Source organism: Bradyrhizobium sp. CCBAU 11386, assembly GCF_028128955.1.
Taxonomy (GTDB): Bacteria; Pseudomonadota; Alphaproteobacteria; order Rhizobiales; family Xanthobacteraceae; genus Bradyrhizobium.
Map to the genome: position 1 here is coordinate 145978 of NZ_LBKA01000261.1, position 17525 is coordinate 163502.

Annotated in this window: 16 protein-coding genes; 5 read left to right on the plus strand and 11 right to left on the minus strand. The window is 64.0% G+C overall.

All coding sequences use genetic code 11. From position 1 onward, the window contains the following. Positions 1 to 864, plus strand: coding sequence for a hypothetical protein (locus XI09_RS44275; RefSeq protein WP_271572582.1), 864 nt, complete (start codon positions 1 to 3; stop codon positions 862 to 864). Here the strand turns inward: XI09_RS44275 and XI09_RS44280 are convergent. Further along, on the minus strand, positions 859 to 1458 hold the full coding sequence (locus XI09_RS44280; protein ID WP_271572583.1) for a TetR/AcrR family transcriptional regulator: 600 nt from the start codon (positions 1456 to 1458) through the stop codon (positions 859 to 861). The two genes, XI09_RS44275 and XI09_RS44280, sit on opposite strands and share 6 nt — an antisense overlap. 200 nt (positions 1459 to 1658) lie before the next feature. On the opposite strand from XI09_RS44280, the gene XI09_RS44285 reads away from it, so the two are divergent. Together XI09_RS44285 and XI09_RS44290 are read left to right on the plus strand one after the other, a co-directional pair. Next, positions 1659 to 2903, plus strand: a complete 1245-nt coding sequence (locus XI09_RS44285) for an efflux RND transporter periplasmic adaptor subunit (protein WP_271572584.1) — start codon at positions 1659 to 1661, stop codon at positions 2901 to 2903. 164 nt (positions 2904 to 3067) lie between these two features. Then, on the plus strand, positions 3068 to 6256 hold the full coding sequence (locus XI09_RS44290; protein WP_271572585.1) for an efflux RND transporter permease subunit: 3189 nt from the start codon (positions 3068 to 3070) through the stop codon (positions 6254 to 6256). Here XI09_RS44290 and XI09_RS44295 read toward each other — a convergent pair. The 9 genes from XI09_RS44295 to XI09_RS44335 form a co-directional block, all read right to left on the minus strand. Beyond that, a complete protein-coding gene (locus XI09_RS44295; protein WP_271572586.1) occupies positions 6253 to 6981 on the minus strand; it encodes a sulfite exporter TauE/SafE family protein in 729 nt (242 codons plus the stop codon). The genes XI09_RS44290 and XI09_RS44295 overlap by 4 nt on opposite strands. A 14-nt stretch (positions 6982 to 6995) precedes the next feature. After that, positions 6996 to 7223 carry a hypothetical protein gene (locus tag XI09_RS44300; protein ID WP_271572823.1) on the minus strand — a complete coding sequence of 76 codons (228 nt, stop codon included), beginning with the start codon at positions 7221 to 7223 and terminating at the stop codon, positions 6996 to 6998. Positions 7224 to 7357: 134 nt separating this feature from the next. After that, positions 7358 to 7870, minus strand: coding sequence for a hypothetical protein (locus XI09_RS44305; protein WP_271572587.1), 513 nt, complete (start codon positions 7868 to 7870; stop codon positions 7358 to 7360). 101 nt (positions 7871 to 7971) lie between these two features. After that, entirely contained in the window at positions 7972 to 8418 is a 447-nt protein-coding gene (locus XI09_RS44310; protein ID WP_271572588.1) for a MaoC family dehydratase, read from the minus strand. A 387-nt stretch (positions 8419 to 8805) separates the two neighbouring features. Further along, entirely contained in the window at positions 8806 to 9228 is a 423-nt protein-coding gene (locus XI09_RS44315; RefSeq protein ID WP_271572589.1) for a hypothetical protein, read from the minus strand. Between the two features lie 12 nt (positions 9229 to 9240). After that, a complete protein-coding gene (locus XI09_RS44320; RefSeq protein ID WP_027543198.1) occupies positions 9241 to 9462 on the minus strand; it encodes a hypothetical protein in 222 nt (73 codons plus the stop codon). Between the two features lie 106 nt (positions 9463 to 9568). Beyond that, positions 9569 to 10381, minus strand: coding sequence for a lytic murein transglycosylase (locus tag XI09_RS44325; protein WP_271572590.1), 813 nt, complete (start codon positions 10379 to 10381; stop codon positions 9569 to 9571). A 136-nt stretch (positions 10382 to 10517) separates the two neighbouring features. After that, positions 10518 to 11321 (minus strand): shikimate dehydrogenase family protein, encoded by an 804-nt coding sequence (locus XI09_RS44330; protein WP_271572591.1) that lies wholly within the window; start codon positions 11319 to 11321, stop codon positions 10518 to 10520. A 5-nt stretch (positions 11322 to 11326) separates the two neighbouring features. Beyond that, positions 11327 to 13186 (minus strand): flavin-containing monooxygenase, encoded by a 1860-nt coding sequence (locus XI09_RS44335; RefSeq protein WP_271572592.1) that lies wholly within the window; start codon positions 13184 to 13186, stop codon positions 11327 to 11329. Positions 13187 to 13360: 174 nt separating this feature from the next. Here XI09_RS44335 and XI09_RS44340 point away from each other — a divergent pair, with 174 nt between their 5' ends. Next, the gene (locus XI09_RS44340; protein ID WP_271572593.1) at positions 13361 to 14986 is read left to right on the plus strand and encodes a long-chain fatty acid--CoA ligase; all 1626 of its coding nucleotides are present in this window, start codon (positions 13361 to 13363) and stop codon (positions 14984 to 14986) included. 55 nt (positions 14987 to 15041) lie between these two features. Further along, positions 15042 to 16253, plus strand: a complete 1212-nt coding sequence (locus XI09_RS44345) for an acyl-CoA dehydrogenase family protein (protein ID WP_271572594.1) — start codon at positions 15042 to 15044, stop codon at positions 16251 to 16253. Positions 16254 to 16570: 317 nt separating this feature from the next. Here XI09_RS44345 and XI09_RS44350 read toward each other — a convergent pair whose 3' ends face one another. Further along, the gene (locus XI09_RS44350) at positions 16571 to 17479 is read right to left on the minus strand and encodes an amino acid ABC transporter substrate-binding protein (RefSeq protein ID WP_271572595.1); all 909 of its coding nucleotides are present in this window, start codon (positions 17477 to 17479) and stop codon (positions 16571 to 16573) included. Positions 17480 to 17525 lie beyond the last annotated feature (46 nt).

Below are 17525 nucleotides of genomic sequence, written 5' to 3' on the forward strand. Positions count from 1 at the left end.
ATGCGCATTGCATTCGTCCACGGAATCAACAACGAGCAAAACAAACCCGAAACGATCGAGCAATCGTGGTGGGAAGCCCTCGAGCGCGGGTGGAAGGCCGCTGGCCTTGTGGCCAAACCTCGCCCCGATATCACGGTCGCCTATTATGCTGACCTCCTCGCCGGCTTGACCAAGAGCGATGCTGTGGAAATGGGCACACCCACGATTTCGACCGGCTTCGCCGTCGGCCTGCTCCAGGAATATGCGAATGCCGCCGGCGTAACGAACACCGAGCTTGCTGAAGCTGCTCTCGATCTGAATTTGCCGCAAGAAGCCGTAGCGCAAGGGGTACCGCATGAAGGCTGGATCATCAGCTTTGCCTCCATACTCGAACGAATTCTTCCAACCAAGGGCAAGCTGATTGCGCACTTGTTTCTTCGTCAAGCCGTCATCTACATCGATGACAAGGTTTTGGCGGTACAGATCGACAAGCGGGTAACATCAGCGATCTTCGGCGATCAGCTCGATCCGGTTATTGTCATTGCGCATTCTCTCGGGTCGGTCGTTTCCTATCGCGTTCTAGCCGGCGCGACGCAGCGAGATGTTCCTCTTTTTGTAACACTCGGCTCGCCGCTTGGCGTAAATATGTTCAAATCAATTCTCCCGCCTCGCGGGACGATGCCAAAACCGCCGATTGGACACTGGTTCAACGCCCGCCACGAGGACGATTTCGTCACGCTCGGGCGTGCAATCCTCGAGAAATCAATCGGCTTTGGTGGCGTCGAGGACAGCACCGACATCGTCGGTGACGACCCCGATCGACATTCTATCGCGCAATATCTATCAAGTCCGGTGGTCGCGAAGATGATCCATCAACACCTATGACTCCGACTGCGCCTCAACCGCCTGCACGGCCACGCTCGCGACCTGTCGCAGCGCTTCGCGATCCGCACCCGAAGACGCCATCACGCCCATGCCCACTGACACCGCCGAGACATAGCGCGCCAGCGCCGCGGGATCGGATGTCTCCTTGAGATCGCCCTCCGCCTTGGCGCGGATGAAGCGGTCGCGGAGCTGGTCTTCGTTCTGGGCGCGGCGGGCGGCGAGTTCGAACGGGACGTTCTCGGAGCCGCTGCCGCAGGCAATGCCGCCTTGCACGAGCAGGCATCCGGGCGGATTGGCGGGATCAGTCTGCTTGTCGGCGATGCCCATCAGCATCCGCTCGGCAACCTCGCGAGCGGTCGGCGCGGCAACTACCTCGTCCATCCAGACGCCGCGCAATTTGGTGTAGCGGTCGAGCGCGGCCTTCAGCAGGCCTTCCTTGTTGCCGAAGCAGGCATAAAGGCTCGGTGGGTTGATGCCCATCGCCTCGGTGAGCTGGGCAATCGTGGCGCCCTCATAGCCATGGCGCCAAAACACTTCCATCGCCTGATCCAACGCCACATCGGCGTCGAACTCGCGGGGGCGTCCCATGCCCATCTCTCTGTCTCCTCGGATTCGGCGTCGTCCCTCAGCCTAACGCATGATCCTATCTATTTGTTCTCGCTTTATTTTCTCTTCCGCCTTCCAATTCTTGCGGTAAGCGGCTACAATTTTCTTAGCGAACGGTACATAAGTATCTTGCGCTGCGGTATCCAGCTCCACATCTGTAGTGAACACTACATATCTGGAGCGCGCAAATGCCCCCCTCCCACAATACCTCTCGCCCTGGCCGTATCCGTCGCCTTCTCGGCGGTGTCGCCATCGTGGGTGCCCTCGCCGTGGCCGGTTCGATCGCGACCGGCCATTACTTTCGCGCAGCGCAAGCGACCGCAACGGCGGCCGCGGCCGAGCAAGCCGTCTCCGTCACGGTCGCGATGATCGAGCCGCGGCAGACCGTGCTGTGGGACGATTTCTCCGGCCGGCTCGAGGCCATCCAGCGCGTCGAGCTTCGCCCGCGCGTGGCCGGTGCGATCCTGTCGACCAATTTCACCGAAGGCGCGCTGGTGAAAGCCGGTGACGTCCTGTTCAAGATTGATCCGGCGCCCTACGCGGCCGAGGTCGACAAGGCCAACGCCCAGCTCGAGGCGGCGAAGGCGCGCGTGGTGTTCACCCAGAGCGAGCTCGAGCGTGGTGCGCAGCTCGTCGGCAATGCCGTCGTCACGCGGCGCGACTACGACCAGCGCGACAACGCCAATCGCGAGGCCATCGCCAACGTCAAGGCGGCCGAAGCAACGCTCCAGACCGCAAGGCTCAATCTCGATTACACCGAGGTGCGCGCGCCCGTGGACGGCCGCGTCGGCAAGATCGAGGTCACCGTCGGCAATCTCGTCGCCGCCGGCACCGCCTCCCCGGTGCTGACCTCGCTCGTTTCCGTCAATCCGATCTACGCGTCGTTCGATGCGGACGAAGAGGTCGTGCTGCACGCGCTGAACTCGATCGCGGATGCTTCCGGCAAGCGCGGCAATCTCGACCAGATCCCGGTGGAGATGGCGACCTCCGGGGGCCTTTCGGCGAAAGGCCATATCCAGCTCATCGACAACCAGGTCAACGGCCAGAGCGGCACTATCCGCGTCCGCGCGGTGTTCCAGAACGCGGACGGGCGCCTGATCCCCGGCCAGTTCGCCCGCGTGCGCATGGGCCAGCCGAAGCAGCAGACGCTGGTGATGATCGACGAGCGCGCGATCGGCACCGACCAGGACAAGAAGTTCGTGATGGCGGTCGGTGACGACAGCCGCGCGGTCTACCGGCCGATCACGCTCGGCGGCGCAGTCGACGGCTTGCGCATCGTCACCGCGGGCCTGAAGCCCGGCGATCGCATCGTCGTCAACGGCCTGCAGCGCGTGCGGCCCGGCACCCTCCTCAAGACCGAGGTGGCGGCGATGGGTGTGCGCGGGCCGCAGCAGGCTTCCAACCACAGCAACCAGGACGTGGTGCAACGCTGATGTTCTCTGTCATTCCGGGGCGCGCATAGCGCGAGCCCGGAATCTCGAGATTACGAAACTCCGATCACTTCACCTCCGGATTCCGGGCTCGCGGGCTTTGCCCGCGCCCCGGAATGACGACGGAGTTGTCGGAGAACCGCAGGATATTGCCCAGGGGCAAAGCCATGAATCTCTCAAAGTTCTTCATCGACCGTCCGATTTTTGCCGGCGTGCTGTCGGTCCTGATTTTCCTTGCCGGCCTGATCTCGCTGTTCGCGATGCCGATCTCGGAATACCCGGACGTGGTGCCGCCCTCCGTCCTCGTGCGCGCGACCTATCCCGGCGCCAACCCGAAGGTGATCGCGGAGACGGTGGCGACCCCGATCGAGGAGCAGATCAACGGCGTCGAGGGCATGCTCTACATGTCGAGCCAGGCGACCACCGACGGTGCGATGACGCTGACGGTGACGTTCCGCCTCGGCACCGACCCCGACAAGGCGACGCAGCTGGTGCAGAACCGGGTGCAGCAGGCCGAGCCGCGCCTGCCGGCCGTCGTGCGCCAGCTCGGCATCATCACCAAGAAGTCGTCGCCCGACCTCACCATGGTGGTGCATCTGCTGTCGCCCAACGGCCGCTACGACATGACGTATTTGCGCAACTACGCGGTGCTCAACGTCAAGGACCGGCTGGCGCGGATCGACGGCGTCGGTGACGTCCAACTCTATGGCGCCGGCGACTATTCGATGCGGGTCTGGGTCGACCCGCAGAAGGCGGCGGAACACGGGTTGACCGCGAGCGATATCGTCAAATCGATCCAGGCGCAGAACGTCGAAGCCGCCGCCGGCGTGGTCGGCTCCTCCCCGAACGTGAAGGGCATCGACCTCCAGCTCTCCGTCAACGCGGAAGGCCGGCTTGCGAACGAGGAGCAGTTCGCCGACATCGTCGTCAAGACCGGTGCCCGCGGCGAAGTGGTGCGCTTGCGCGACGTCGCGCGCATCGAGCTCGGCGCGTCCGAATACGGCCTGCGCTCGCTGCTCGACAACAAGCAGGCGGTGGCGATCCCGATCTTCCAGGCGCCCGGCTCCAATGCGCTCCAGATTTCCGACCACGTCCGCGCCACCATGGCCGAGATCAAGAAGAACATGCCGGAGGGCGTGTCCTACCAGATCGTCTACGACCCCACCCAGTTCGTGCGCTCCTCGATCGAGGCTGTGATCCACACCCTGCTGGAGGCGATCGCGCTGGTGGTGCTGGTCGTGATCCTGTTCCTCCAGACCTGGCGGGCCTCGATCATTCCGCTGCTGGCGGTGCCCGTGTCGATCGTCGGCACTTTCGCCGTGATGCACGTGTTCGGCTTCTCCATCAACGCGCTCAGCCTGTTCGGCCTGGTGCTCGCGATCGGCATCGTCGTCGACGACGCCATCGTCGTGGTCGAGAACGTCGAGCGCAACATCGAGGCCGGACTGTCGCCGCGCGACGCCACCTATCAGGCGATGCGCGAGGTTTCGGGTCCGATCATCGCGATCGCGATGGTGCTGATCGCGGTGTTCGTGCCGCTCGCCTTCATCTCGGGCCTCACCGGGCAGTTCTACAAGCAGTTCGCCCTGACGATCGCGATCTCGACCGTGATCTCCGCCGTCAACTCGCTGACCTTGTCGCCGGCGCTGTCGGCGCTGCTGCTCAAGGGCCACAACGAGCCGAAGGATCGGCTGACGATCATCATGGAAAAGAGCCTTGGCTGGTTCTTCCGTGGCTTCAACCGCGCCTTCACGCGTTCATCCGAGAATTACAGCGGCACCGTCACCAACGTGATCTCCGGCAAGGCTGCGGTGATGGGCCTTTACGTGGTGCTGGTCGGCCTCACCGCCCTCTTGTTCCAGCAGGTGCCGAGCGGCTTCGTCCCCGGTCAGGACAAGCAATATCTCGTCGGCTTCTCACGGCTGCCTGACGGTGCAACGCTCGACCGCACCGAAGAGGTGATCCGCAAGATGAGCGACGTCGCGCTGACCCAGCCCGGTGTCGAGAGTTCGGTCGCCTTCCCGGGCCTGTCGATCTCCGGCTTTACCAACTCCTCCAATGCCGGCATCGTGTTCTCGACGCTGAAGCCGTTCGACGAGCGCAAGGGTCCGGCCCTGAGCGGGAATGCCATCGCGGCCGAGCTGAACAAGAAATACGCCGGCATCCAGGAAGCCTTCATCGCCATGTTCCCGCCGCCGCCGGTTAACGGTCTCGGCACCATCGGCGGCTTCAAGCTCCAGATCGAGGACCGCGCCGGTCTCGGCTACGAGGCGCTGAACGAGGCGACGAAAGCGTTCATGGCGGCGATGCAGAAAGCGCCGGAGATCGCCGGCGTGTTCTCGAGCTTCCAGGTCAACGTACCCCAGCTCTTCGCCGACATCGACCGCACCAAGGCGCTCCAGCTCGGCGTGCCCGTGACGGAGGTGTTCAACACGCTCCAGATCTACCTCGGCTCCTACTACGTCAACGACTTCAACAAGTTTGGCCGCACCTACTCCGTCCGCGTGCAGGCCGACGCGCCGTTCCGCGCTCGCGCCGACGACATCAGGCAGTTGAAGGTGCGCTCGTCCTCGGGCGACATGGTGCCGTTGTCGGCGCTGCTCAAGATCCGCCAGAGCGCGGGGCCGGAGCGCGCGATCCGCTACAACGGTTTCCTGTCGTCCGACATCAACGCGGCGGCGGCGCCCGGCTTTTCATCGGGCCAGGCGCAGGAAGCGGCGACGCGGATCGCGGCGGAGGTGCTGCCGCAAGGTTTTGCCTTCGAATGGACCGACCTGACCTATCAGGAGTTCATCGCCGGCAATTCCGGCATCTGGGTGTTTCCGCTGGCCATCCTGCTGGTGTTCCTGGTGCTGGCCGCGCTCTACGAGAGTCTGACCCTGCCGCTCTCGATCATCATGATCGTGCCTATGGGACTGCTCGCGGCAATGTTCGGCGTCTGGATGTCCAAGGGCGACAACAACGTCTTCACCCAGATCGGCCTCATCGTTCTGGTCGGACTCTCGGCCAAGAACGCGATCCTGATCGTCGAATTCGCGCGCGAGCTCGAATTCGCCGGGCGCACGCCGATCCGGGCCGCGATCGAGGCGAGCCGGCTGCGGCTACGTCCGATCCTGATGACGTCGATGGCGTTCATCATGGGTGTCTTGCCGCTGGTGCTCTCGACCGGCGCAGGCTCCGAGATGCGGCGGGCCATGGGCGTTGCCGTGTTCTCCGGCATGATCGGCGTCACCGTGTTCGGCCTATTCCTGACGCCGGTGTTCTACGTGTTGCTCCGGACCGTCACCGGCATGAAGCCGCTGACGCATCACGGCAGCGACACCAGCGCGGCGCCGGTCCAGGGCCTCACGCACTAGATCAGGGAAATCCCCGATATCAGCAGCAGAACGAGCACGGTCTTGCGAAAGACCGTCTCGTTGACGCGGTGAAAGGCGATCACACCGAGCGCGGAGCCGGCGAACAGCGCCGGCAGGCTGATCGCGAGGTCGACGAAGACCTTTGACGACAGGTCCTGGTGTCCAACCAGCAGGGCGATGGCAAAGACCTGCATCGCGGCGATGAACGGCTGCACCAGGCCACGCTGCTCGCTCTTGGGCATGCCGCGCATGTCGCACCAGATCGTCGGGATCGCGCCCGGCATGGCGGTCAGGCCGCCGACCAGCCCTCCCCCGAACCCGATCAGCGCGACCCAGTGCCGGCCGACGGCCTCGCCGGCCGTCACCAGCGTCGGCCGCAGCAGCATGTAGGCGGCATAGAGCGCGACGATGATGCCGAAGCCCCGCCTGAGCAGATGCGTATCGGTGGACTGCAACAGCGACACCGCGATGGGAACGCCGATCAATCCGCCGACGATCAGCAGCAGACTGCCCTCCCAGCGGATGCTGCGCCGAAGCGCCCACAGATTGGTTGCCTGCACGCCGATGCTGCACGCCATCATCAGCGGCACCGCCTCCAGCGGCTGAAACACCCGGAGCAGAATGGCGCCCGCTACGGCCGAGAATGCGAATCCCGACAGCCCCGAAACGAAGGCGCCGGCAAATACGGCAACGCTGAGCAGAACCAGTGTCGTGACATCGGGCACGGACCGTCCTCCGGTCAATCGTAGGGAATCTGCGAGACGGCAGCGTCGACGTTCTCGGAGCAAACCTGCGGTTCGCGTGGAAACGACACATCCATCGCGTGCGCGTGAGAGCGTTCCAGCATCGCGAGGCCGACGCCGGTCTTGGCGAAGACGCGATGCAGATGCGTCTTCACCGTCGTCTCCGCGATACCGAGCGCAATGCTGGAATATCGAACATCGTCCTTGCGTAACGTCAAGCGCACGATGCGGCTTGGACGTTTTCGCCAAAGACTAGGATTAATGCGAACAGCGGTCGGACAGTGTGCGACGAGTCACGGGCCTTCTCGCGACGATCGGCTGCTGTCGCCCGACCGCCTTGCGGACCGGCTTCCGCGGCCTACTTCCGGTTCTCCTCGCAGAATTTCAGTGCGGCCAGCGCCTCGCCGGCGCGCGGGACCTGCATCTCGATGCTGTCGTCGTCATCATCCTCGAAATCGAGTGTGAGGCGCTTGGCCTTCGAGAGGCGATCCATGATCGACTGGTCGAATTCGAAGACGCCGCGTACTGTGGTCTTGTCCATCACCTCCCACTTCGCCTTCTTCATGATGTCGGCGTCATCGGTGGCGACGTCGGCCCGGAGGACCTCGCCGACCTTGCCCCACTCCCAGCCGTCGTAGATCATCACGATCACGATGGCCTTCTCGGAATAGGTGATGACGATGACGTAGTCGCGGTTCTCGTCCTCCTTGTCCTTGTAGCCGCGGCTCGCATTGCAATGCGTATCCTGCGTACGCTTCTCGATGGTCCAGTCACCGACCTTGGATTGTTGCGCTAGCGCGGGCCTCGAGCTCAAGGCGGCTGCGCTCCAGGCGCCTGCGAGCATTCCGGCGACGAGAAGGAATCGTCTCATATCAGCCTCCGGCGTATTCCCCGGAGCCGAGATGATCACCTCTGCCGGCGGCCCGCAAGAGCTTCAGGCCGCGGGCTAGGCAGTGGCAAGCGGCTTCTATCCTATCCCCGTCGCGGCACGATCGCGATCGGAGTGAAGGTGTAAACCTCCTCGCCGTTCTGGTTGAACATCGTCCATTTCACCAGCGCGATGCCTTGCGGCTTCGACTTCGACGGCGTCAGGCTCATGACCTCGCCGACCAGATGCAGGCGGTCATTGGGCCGTACCGGAATGGTCCAGCGCAGCCCGTCGACGCCTGCGCCGATCAGCGGATGCGGGCCGAAAGGGCGGGTCTGGATCGCGAGGTTCATGGCAATCGCGGCGGTGTGCCATCCTGACGCTGCGAGCCCATTGAACAGGGTCCCCTTGGCGGCCTCGTGGTCGAGGTGCATCGGCTGCGGATCGAACTCGGCCGCGAAGCGCTTGATGTCGGCTTCGGTGACCTGAACTTCGGGGGATTTGAACCGCATTCCGATGCTGAGATCGTCGAACCACTCGACCCGCGCCATGATTGTGCCTCGCAATACAAGACCGCCCGCGAAGACGCGCGGCCAAAGGGATTGAACTGGAAGCGCGATGTAGCGGGTCCGCGGCGCACAAACCAGCCCGGGGTTCCCCATGAAACCCCTTTCCCGGTGCGACGAAACACGCCTGAAACAGATGGCCGGTTATCTGATTGTCAAAATCATACAGGGACGGCCACCATGCAATTCCTTCTCGATCTGATCCTGGACTATTCCTGCTGCCAAAACCTCGTCGCCCGGCCGCTGCGGGAGGACGAGCTATGATCGAACTGATCTCCGCCCTCCTCGCCCTTTGCAGCATCGGCGTCTTTGCGGCGCATGCGCTGGATGCCTATCGCACCACGCATTCCTGAGCGCCCTGCGCTCGTGGCGTTAGAACGGCCGCCGGTAAAAATGCTCCGAATGCGTTGCCGGCGGAAACCTGTTGGCGAGCGTCAACGCGGACTTTTCGTCCGTCTCGAGCGCAATCTTCTGCGCGAGCATCACGTCGCCGGGCACCAGGAAGCCTGACGGGACGAAGCACCACCCCATCATTGCCATGCCGGCATCGTCGATTTCGTGGACGTTGGCGGCTGTGCCGTAGTGGATGCGATACCTCTTGCCGGTATCGCAGCCGATCACGTCGAAATACCGGTGCTGCTCGAACTGGGCGCGCTGCGCCGGTGTCAGCCACTCGGCCAGAAGCCGGCGGCCGCGCGCATCCGGCGTATTCTCGCCGAAGAAGCGACGGTAGAGTTCGCGCAGCGCATGCAAGCGCGCACGCGCCGGCGCACGGAGCCTGAGTGCCGCGAACATGAGCAGCTCAGATCAACCGCCGACCAGGCGGGGATAGAATAGCGTTTCCTGCGCGGTCGGGTCGAACGACTTGATACGGGTAACTTCGCCGGGCCCGGTTCGGAAGGCGGCGGTAAAGCCGGCTCCGGTCAGCTCCCGAAAGCGCTGTTCGGCCCGCGCCAGCGCCTCGGCATTGTCGGGATCAAACTCGTGGCGTGTGTCGCCAGTCTGGTCCATCACGATCTGGGTTGCCATGTTGAGTCTCCTCATGCCCAGCCCTGAATCTGATCAAAGCAAACCTCATGCCGTCGGTTCCCGATAGCAACAACTTTCTCGCGCGGGCGCATCACACCTTGCTGAGTCAGCGCGAGGCGGCCGCCCCGCCCTCGTCGATCTGCCCTCCCATCAGCGCGATCGCCTTCTGATAGACGCCGGCCGCATTCCAGGCCTCGATCGCGGCGAAATTCGGCTCGCCCGGCTGGTAACCGGCTCCCGCACGCCAGCCATGGGCCTTGAGGAAATTTGCGGTCGAGTTCAACGCATTGGCGGCAACCTCGAGATTGCCGGTGCCATAGGCCAGGATGTTCTTGGGCATGAACTGGGTCTGGCCGACCTCGCCGTGCATGGATCCGCGGGTCGCTCCCGACAGGGTGCCGCGGTCGATCAGCTTCAGCGCGGCATAGAGCTGGTCGGTGAAGAACTCAGGGCGGCGACAGTCATAGGCAAGGGTCGCGATGGACGACAGCATGTTCTGGTTGCCGCGCTGGCTGCCGAAGCCGGTCTCCATGCCCCAGATCGCGATCAGCGGCCCGGGCGGGACGCCATAGCGCTGCTGGATCGAGGCGAACAAGGCCGCCTGCGACTGCTTGAGCTGCCGTCCCTTGGCGACGATGGTGGTGGCCCCACGCTTGGCGAGGAACTGATCGAGCGAGAGCGAGAAGCTGCGCTGGCCGCGGTCGGCCGCGATGGTCGCGCTGGCGTAGTTCGTCTGCATCAGGGCGGAGATCGCGGTCGGGCCGATGCCCTTGCCCTGCGCCTCTGCACCGAACTCGCGCTTCCAGCCTTCGAACCCGGCCGGCGTGCTGCCGCATTGCGCCGCCTCGGCCGCAGGCAAAGAGAGCAGCAGCGCGGCCGCGCCGATCACCGCCGTCGCGACTGTCCTGCCCTTGATCATTGCTCGTTCCTCTCCTTGGGGCGCGACCGGCTCGCGCGAACGCATGATCCTACGTCGGTTGCGATCGCTCAAGTCCCGACAGATACAATCGATCCAAGCAAAGCTCTTGACACCGGCAAGTCTCGACGCCCGCAAGTCACGCGCCGTCGGCTCCCAGCAGGAAATCCACCATGATGCTCTGGTGCTGCTGGTACATGTCCGTGCCGGTCCCCGTGACACAGCCGATCTTGCGGGCCGCAGCGATGAAGGGGGAAACTTCGGGCCTGGTGATCACGCAGCCGCAATACGCGGACGGCGCAAGGCGCGCGACGTCGACCGGCAGCGGGTCGCCGTCCCTCATCCCGGCGGGCGTCGCATTGGCGACGTAGTCGAAGCCGGCGGGATCCTCGGTGCCGGCTCGCACCGGTATCTTTCCGAGCCCATTGAGCCGACCGATCAGTGCGTCGCGGCGCCCGGCCATGCTGTCGTGAATGGCGAGCTCGCGGACGCCGGCCTCGACCAACGCGAGCGCAATGGCCGAGCCGGCGCCGCCGGCACCGACCAGAAGGGCCCGCATGCCGCCGGGATCGATCCCCTTCGCCCGCGCCGCGCCGACGAAGCCGATTCCGTCCACCATATCACCATGCCATGAACCGTCGGCGCGCCGGCGCATCAGGTTCACGGTGCGCAGGAAGTGCGCCCGATCGGTCGCGCTCGTGCAGGCCTGGTAGCAGGCAAATTTGTGCGGGACGGTCACGACGATGCCGTCGAGGTTTTTCAGCCGCGTTGCCACCGAGAGGAAGTCGGGCAAATCCCCCGGGGCGACCTGAACGGGCACGAGAATGCCGTCGTGTCCCCGTTCGGCGAAGGCGGCTGACACGCCGGCGGGCGAGCGCACCTGCGCGATGGGATCGCCGACGATGAGGTGGAGCCGCGTGGCGCCTGTTGGTGCCGGGATCATGCTGCTCAAACCGGAGCCGGGGCGCCGCCCGCTGCCGCGGCCGTGCCGTAGGTCAGTTCCAATCCATCCAGGCTGCCCTCCTTACGCCATTTGTCGAGCAGCCGCAGGAACCCCACCGGCCCGCGCCAGTACTGGCTGTTTCTTGCCGCAATCGGGTCGAACACGCCTTCATTGTTGTAGTAGCCGGGCGTGCATTCGGCGAGATAGGTCTGGCGGCCGAGCGCGGCCTTGACGACCTCCTCGACCCAGGCGCTCTCGGCAGCGACCGTCGGCTCCAGCGTTCTGGCGCCGCGCTTGCGCGCCTGATCGATCACATAGGCGATGTGCTGCGACTGCTCGTCGATGATGTGCGGGAAGTTGGCGCTCTGGCCGGCCTGCACCGTGACGATCAGGAAGCAGTTCGGGAAGCCGCGGCTATAGAAGCCGTGCATCGTCTTGACGCCGTCGCGCCAGCGCTCGGACAGGCTCATGCCGTCGCGGCCATAGACCTCGAATCCCATGCGGCGGGCGTAATCGGTGCCGACCTCGAAGCCGCTGGCATAGATCAGGCAGTCGAGTTCATAGGCCTTGCCATCGACGATCACGGCATTCTCCGTGATGCGCTCGACGCCCTGCCCTTTGGTGTCGACGAGATGCACGTTGGATCGATTAAAAGTGTCGAGATATTCGTCGTGGAAGCATGGCCGCTTGCAGAACGCCTTGTACCAGGGTTTGAGCGCTGCCGCGGCCGCCTCGTCCTTCACCACGGCATCGACGCGCGCGCGGATCTCCTCCATCTTGCGGTAGTCGGCCTGCTCGATGACCTTGAGCGCCTCCTCCAGCGAGGTCACCGGCTGCGGCTGGCGGCGCGGCGCCAGCAGGATCTCGCCAAGCAGGCCGGTCCAGCCGTCCTGGACGAGATCCTGCTCGAACGGCTCGCCCGAGATCACGGCCGTGAAATTGTCCATGCGCTCGCGTTGCCAGCCGGGCTTGAGGCTCTGCGCCCAGCTCTGATCCGTCGGCCGGTCGTCGCGCACGCCGATCGCGGACGGCGTGCGCTGGAAGACATAGAGCTCCTTTGCCGAGCGGCCGAGATGCGGCACGCATTGCACGGCGGTGGCGCCGGTGCCGATGATGCCGACGCGCTTGTCGGCAAGCCCGGCGAGACCACCTTCAGCCGTACCGCCGGTGTAGGCGTAGTCCCAGCGGCTGGTGTGAAAGCTGTGTCCGGCAAAACTTTCGATGCCGGGGATGCCCGGCAGCTTCGGCCGGCTCAGCGGGCCGCCGGCCAGAATGACGAAGCGCGCGCGGATGCGATCGCCGCGATCGGTCTCGACCAGCCAGCACGCCTCCTGCTCCTGCCATTCCATCCGCGAGATGACGGTCTGAAACAGCGCGCGCTCGTAGAGACCGAAGTGACGGCCGATACGGCGGGAATGTTCGTAGATCTCCGGCGCCCGCGCATATTTGCGCACCGGCATGTAGCCGGTCTCCTCCAGTAGCGGCAGATAGATGTAGCTCTCGGTATCGCAGGCCGCGCCGGGGTAGCGATTCCAGTACCAGGTGCCACCGAAGTCGGCAGCCTTTTCCACGATGCGGAAATCGTCGACGCCGGCTTTGCGCAGACGCGCGCCGCAGAGAAGACCGCCAAAGCCGCCGCCGACGATGAGCACTTCGGTCTGTTCGCTGACAGCTGCGCGCGAAAATCCGGGATCAGCCCAGGGATCGTCGAGATAGCGGCCGAAATCGCCTGATACCTCGACATATTGCGCCTTGCCCTCGGCACGCAGACGGCGATCGCGCTCGTCGCGATAACGCGCGCGGAGTGCGGAAACATCGACCGTAGGTGTGCCAGCTGCGCCGGTCTTGCGTCTTTCCGCTGACATCCATTTCCTCCACGGCAGATGCTGCTTCGCCGGCAGCTCACCTCACGTTAGCCCTGAAAAAGTGACGCATGCAATCGCGTCTGCCGTTTTTTGCGTGAACGGCGCGTGACGTTCCGGTAACCTCGCGCGCAACTCACAAGCACCATGCAACGACATGGCCATCCGGAGGAAACGATGCAGGGATTGATGATGGACATGCCGCTGCTGATCAGCGGCCTGATCCAGTACGCCGCCGACTATCATGGCGAGGCGGAAATCGTCGCGCGCGAGATCGAGGGCGACATCCATCGCTACACCTATGCGGATGCTCATCCGCGCATCAAGCGTATGGCGCTGGCCTTGAAGCGTCTCGGCATGAATCCTGGCGACCGTATCGGCACGCTGGCCTGGAATACCCACCGCCATTTCGAGATGTTCTACGCCGCGCCGGGCATGGGCTATGTGCTGCACACCGTCAATCCGCGGCTGTTTCCCGAGCAGCTCGTCTACATCATCAACCACGCCGAAGATCGCCTGCTGTTCATCGACCGCGCCACGCTGCCGATCGTCGAGGCGATCGCGCCGCAATTGAAGACGATCGAGGCTTACGTCGTGATGTCCTCGCGCGAGCGGATGCCGGAGACGAAGCTTGCGAACGTCCATTGCTACGAGGAGCTTCTGGGACGAGAGAACGACGCCGGTTTCACCTGGCCGGAGTTCGACGAAAAATCCGCCTCCACCATCTGCTACACCTCGGGTACGACGGGAAATCCCAAGGGCGTGATCTATTCGCACCGCGCCGCGATCCTGCAGACCATGACCTGCTGCAATTTCGACTTCCTCCCAGGACACATCGAAGGCGTGCGCGAGGTGATGATGCCGATGGCGCCGCTGTTCCACGGCAATGGCTGGAACATGCCGTTCACCGCACCCTATACCGGCTCGAAGCTGGTGCTGCCCGGCCGCAACTATGAGCCCGACAAGCTCTATGAATTGCTCGAAGGCGAGAAGGTGACGCTGTCGGCGGGGGTGCCGAGCTTCTGGCTGATCCTGCTCGACTGGCTGGGCCGCACCGGCAACAAATTCTCCACGTTGCGTGCAACGCTGTCGTCAGGCTCGGCCCCGCCGCGCGCCATGGTCGAGAAGCTGAAGCGCGAGTACAACATCGACTACATCCAGGCCTGGGGCATGACCGAGGCCCTCGGCTGCTCGATGCCCGGCTTGCGGCCGGGCTCCGAGCACCTCAGCGACAAGGAGAAATTCGATCGGCGCCAGGTCTCGGGACGCGCCTGTTTCGGCACCACCTTGCGCATCGTCGACGACGGCGGCAACGAGCTGCCGCGTGACGGCAAGACCGTCGGTCACCTGCGCGCGCGTGGTCCCTGGGTCGCCTCGGGCTATATGAAGCTCGACGAAGGCCTCGACCGCGACGGCTGGCTGATCACCGGCGACATGGCTGTGATCGACCCGCAGGGCCACGTCACGCTCACCGACCGCTCCAAGGACGTGATCAAGTCCGGCGGCGAGTGGATCTCCTCGATCCAGCTCGAGGACATCGCCTTGTCTCATCCCGAGGTGCTGCAAGCTGCCGTGGTCGCGATTGCGCATGAGAAGTGGCAGGAGCGTCCCCTGCTCCTCGTGGTTCGCAAGAAGGGCGCGACCGTCGACGGCAAGACCCTGCTCGACCACATGCGCCCGAAGCTCGCGAACTGGTGGATGCCTGACGCCGTCGAGTTCCTGGACGAATTCCCGATGACCGGCACCGGAAAGGTGCTCAAATCCGCGCTGCGCGAGAAGTTCAGGGACTACCGCGTCGCTTGAAGCGGCACGTGATCACGCTGACGTCCGCGCCGTCCATCGCTCAAGGGGACCAAAGATGCTGTACCCGATGTCGCCCAAAGTCGTCGAGCTCAAGCGCAAGCTCGAAAGTTTCATGGACCGGCACATCTATCCTAATGAGGAGCGGTTCTATCGCGAGGCCGAAGAGCTCGGGCCCTGGAAGGTCTATCCCGTCGTCGAAGAATTGAAGCCGCTCGCCCGCGCGGAAGGCCTCTGGAACCTGTTCCTGCCGCAGTCCGGTCACGGCGCGGGCCTCACCAATCTCGAATATGCCCCGCTCTGCGAAGTGATGGGCCGTTCGCATCTTGCGCCCGAAGTGTTCAACTGCTCGGCGCCCGACACCGGCAACATGGAGGTGCTGGAGCGTTACGGCACGAAAGAGGACAAGGAGCGCTGGCTGAAGCCGCTGCTCGCCGGTGAAATCCGCTCCTGCTTCGCCATGACCGAGCCTGCAGTCGCCTCGTCCGACGCCACCAACATCGAGAGCTCGATTGTACGCGACGGCGACCATTACGTCATCAACGGGCGCAAATGGTACACCACCAACGCGACCGATCCGCGCTGCAAGATCTGCATCTTCATGGGCAAGACCGACCCCGACAATCCGGACCGCCACAAGCAACAATCCATGATCCTGGTGCCGATGGACACATCAGGCATCGAGGTGAAGCGTCCCCTCCCCGTGTTCGGCTTCTACGGCGTGCCCGACCGCGCCTCCGAGGTCGTCTTCACCAATGTGCGGGTCCCGAAGGAGAACATGCTGCTCGGCGAAGGCCGCGGCTTCGAGATCGCGCAGGGTCGCCTCGGCCCCGGCCGCATCCATCACTGCATGCGCCTGATTGGCCTGTCCGAACGCACGCTGGAAAAGATGTGCCGCCGCGTCCGCAGCCGCGTCGCCTTCGGCAAGCCAGTCTCCGAGCAGACGGTGACGCAGGAGCGCATCGCGGAAGCCCGCATCATGATCGAACAGGCAAGGCTGCTGACGCTGAACGCCGCCTACGCAATGGACACGGTCGGCAACAAGGTCGCGAAGAGCGAGATCGCGATGATCAAGGTCGCCGTGCCCAACATGGCCTGCCAGATCATCGACTGGGCGATCCAGGCCCATGGCGGCGGCGGCACCTCGAACGACTTTGGTTTGACGCAAGCCTATGCCACTGCGCGTCTGCTGCGTCTTGCCGACGGTCCGGACGAGGTGCACAGAAACCAGATCGCACGGTTCGAGCTGAAGAAATATTCGAACGCTTGAGACACTTGCCTTCTGCTAGTGGAGTGCGCTCTTCCCTTCTCCCCTCATGTCCGCCGAAGCCTTGGCGAAGGCGAATGTGGGAGAAGGTGGCATAGGCCGCCTTCGGCGGCCGTCCTTAAGGGGACGCCGAAGCGAAGCTTCGGCTACGGCGCCGGATGAGGGGTCTCTCTCCGCGGAGACAGACCCTCACCCAAGTGAATGTGCATCAACCAGCGGAGCTGCCCTCTCCCACAAGGGGCGAGGGCGCAATCATGCGCCGCGTGATCGCTTCAATCCCCGTTGTGAGATCCGCGCTCGATCCAATCAGTGCCCTCGCCTCAGTTCACCACATAGACATCTGGGTCGAAGCTCGAGCTCGGCTTCTTGAAGGCGTTGCGCAGGGCCGCCGACATCGGGACGTTGTAGTTGAGGCCGTTCGGCGGCGTTGGCGATTCCAGCCACCTCTTGTAGAGGACCTCGATCTCAGGGCTCGCATAGAGCTCTGCCGTGGCGCGATCGGCGAGTGCCTTGAACGGCGCGTCCTCCCGCCGCAGCATGATCCCGTAGGGCTCCGGCTTCGAGAACGTTTCTTCGGAGATCATGAACAGCGCCGGCTCCTTGGACCGTGCGATCGCGACCGCGAGCTGGACGTCATCGAGCGCGTAGGCCTGGGCGCGGTCTGTCTCCAGCAGCAGGAAGGCCTCGGCCTGGTCCTTCGCCGGCATCACATTGATGCCGAGGTTGCGTTCGGTGTTGACCTTGGCGAGCTGGGTCAGGTTGACCGATCCGGCCACCGCCGTGACCGCCTTGCCCTTGAGATCGTCGATGGTGTTGATCTTTGCGGCCTTCTTGGCGGCAAACCGCGTTGCGCTGAGGAAGTGTGTATTGGTGAAGGCGACCTGCTTCTGGCGGTCGGCATTGTTGGTGGTCGCCGAGCAATGCAGGTCGAGCGTGCCGTTGACCATCAGCGGGATGCGGTTCGACGACGTCACCGCGAGAGTGTCGACGGCGATGTCGGGCATGTTGAGCTGCTTCTTCACGGCGTCCACGATCTTGAGGCAGATGTCCATCGCAAAGCCGACCGGCTTCTGGTTTCCGTCAAGATAGCTGAACGGGACCGAGGCCTCCTGATAGCCGAGCGTGATCTTCTTGGTCTCCTTGACCTTCTGGAGCGTGCCCGACAGGTCTTCGGCTGAAGCTGCGCCCGCAAGACATGTGACGGCCAGGAGAACGGTGGGAAGACGCATCGGGGGCTCCTAAAAGGGGGTCATCGACTCGTGTCGAGACGCTATC

Bases quoted from the DNA above. Each gene is read 5' to 3' on its own strand.
- XI09_RS44275 (WP_271572582.1), top strand. From the start codon at position 1: ATGCGCATTGCATTCGTCCACGGAATCAACAACGAGCAAAACAAACCC.
- XI09_RS44280 (WP_271572583.1), bottom strand. From the start codon at position 1,458: ATGGGCATGGGACGCCCCCGCGAGTTCGACGCCGATGTGGCGTTGGAT.
- XI09_RS44285 (WP_271572584.1), top strand. From the start codon at position 1,659: ATGCCCCCCTCCCACAATACCTCTCGCCCTGGCCGTATCCGTCGCCTT.
- XI09_RS44290 (WP_271572585.1), top strand. From the start codon at position 3,068: ATGAATCTCTCAAAGTTCTTCATCGACCGTCCGATTTTTGCCGGCGTG.
- XI09_RS44305 (WP_271572587.1), bottom strand. From the start codon at position 7,870: ATGAGACGATTCCTTCTCGTCGCCGGAATGCTCGCAGGCGCCTGGAGC.
- XI09_RS44310 (WP_271572588.1), bottom strand. From the start codon at position 8,418: ATGGCGCGGGTCGAGTGGTTCGACGATCTCAGCATCGGAATGCGGTTC.
- XI09_RS44315 (WP_271572589.1), bottom strand. From the start codon at position 9,228: ATGTTCGCGGCACTCAGGCTCCGTGCGCCGGCGCGTGCGCGCTTGCAT.
- XI09_RS44320 (WP_027543198.1), bottom strand. From the start codon at position 9,462: ATGGCAACCCAGATCGTGATGGACCAGACTGGCGACACACGCCACGAG.
- XI09_RS44325 (WP_271572590.1), bottom strand. From the start codon at position 10,381: ATGATCAAGGGCAGGACAGTCGCGACGGCGGTGATCGGCGCGGCCGCG.
- XI09_RS44330 (WP_271572591.1), bottom strand. From the start codon at position 11,321: ATGATCCCGGCACCAACAGGCGCCACGCGGCTCCACCTCATCGTCGGC.
- XI09_RS44335 (WP_271572592.1), bottom strand. From the start codon at position 13,186: ATGTCAGCGGAAAGACGCAAGACCGGCGCAGCTGGCACACCTACGGTC.
- XI09_RS44340 (WP_271572593.1), top strand. From the start codon at position 13,361: ATGCAGGGATTGATGATGGACATGCCGCTGCTGATCAGCGGCCTGATC.
- XI09_RS44345 (WP_271572594.1), top strand. From the start codon at position 15,042: ATGCTGTACCCGATGTCGCCCAAAGTCGTCGAGCTCAAGCGCAAGCTC.
- XI09_RS44350 (WP_271572595.1), bottom strand. From the start codon at position 17,479: ATGCGTCTTCCCACCGTTCTCCTGGCCGTCACATGTCTTGCGGGCGCA.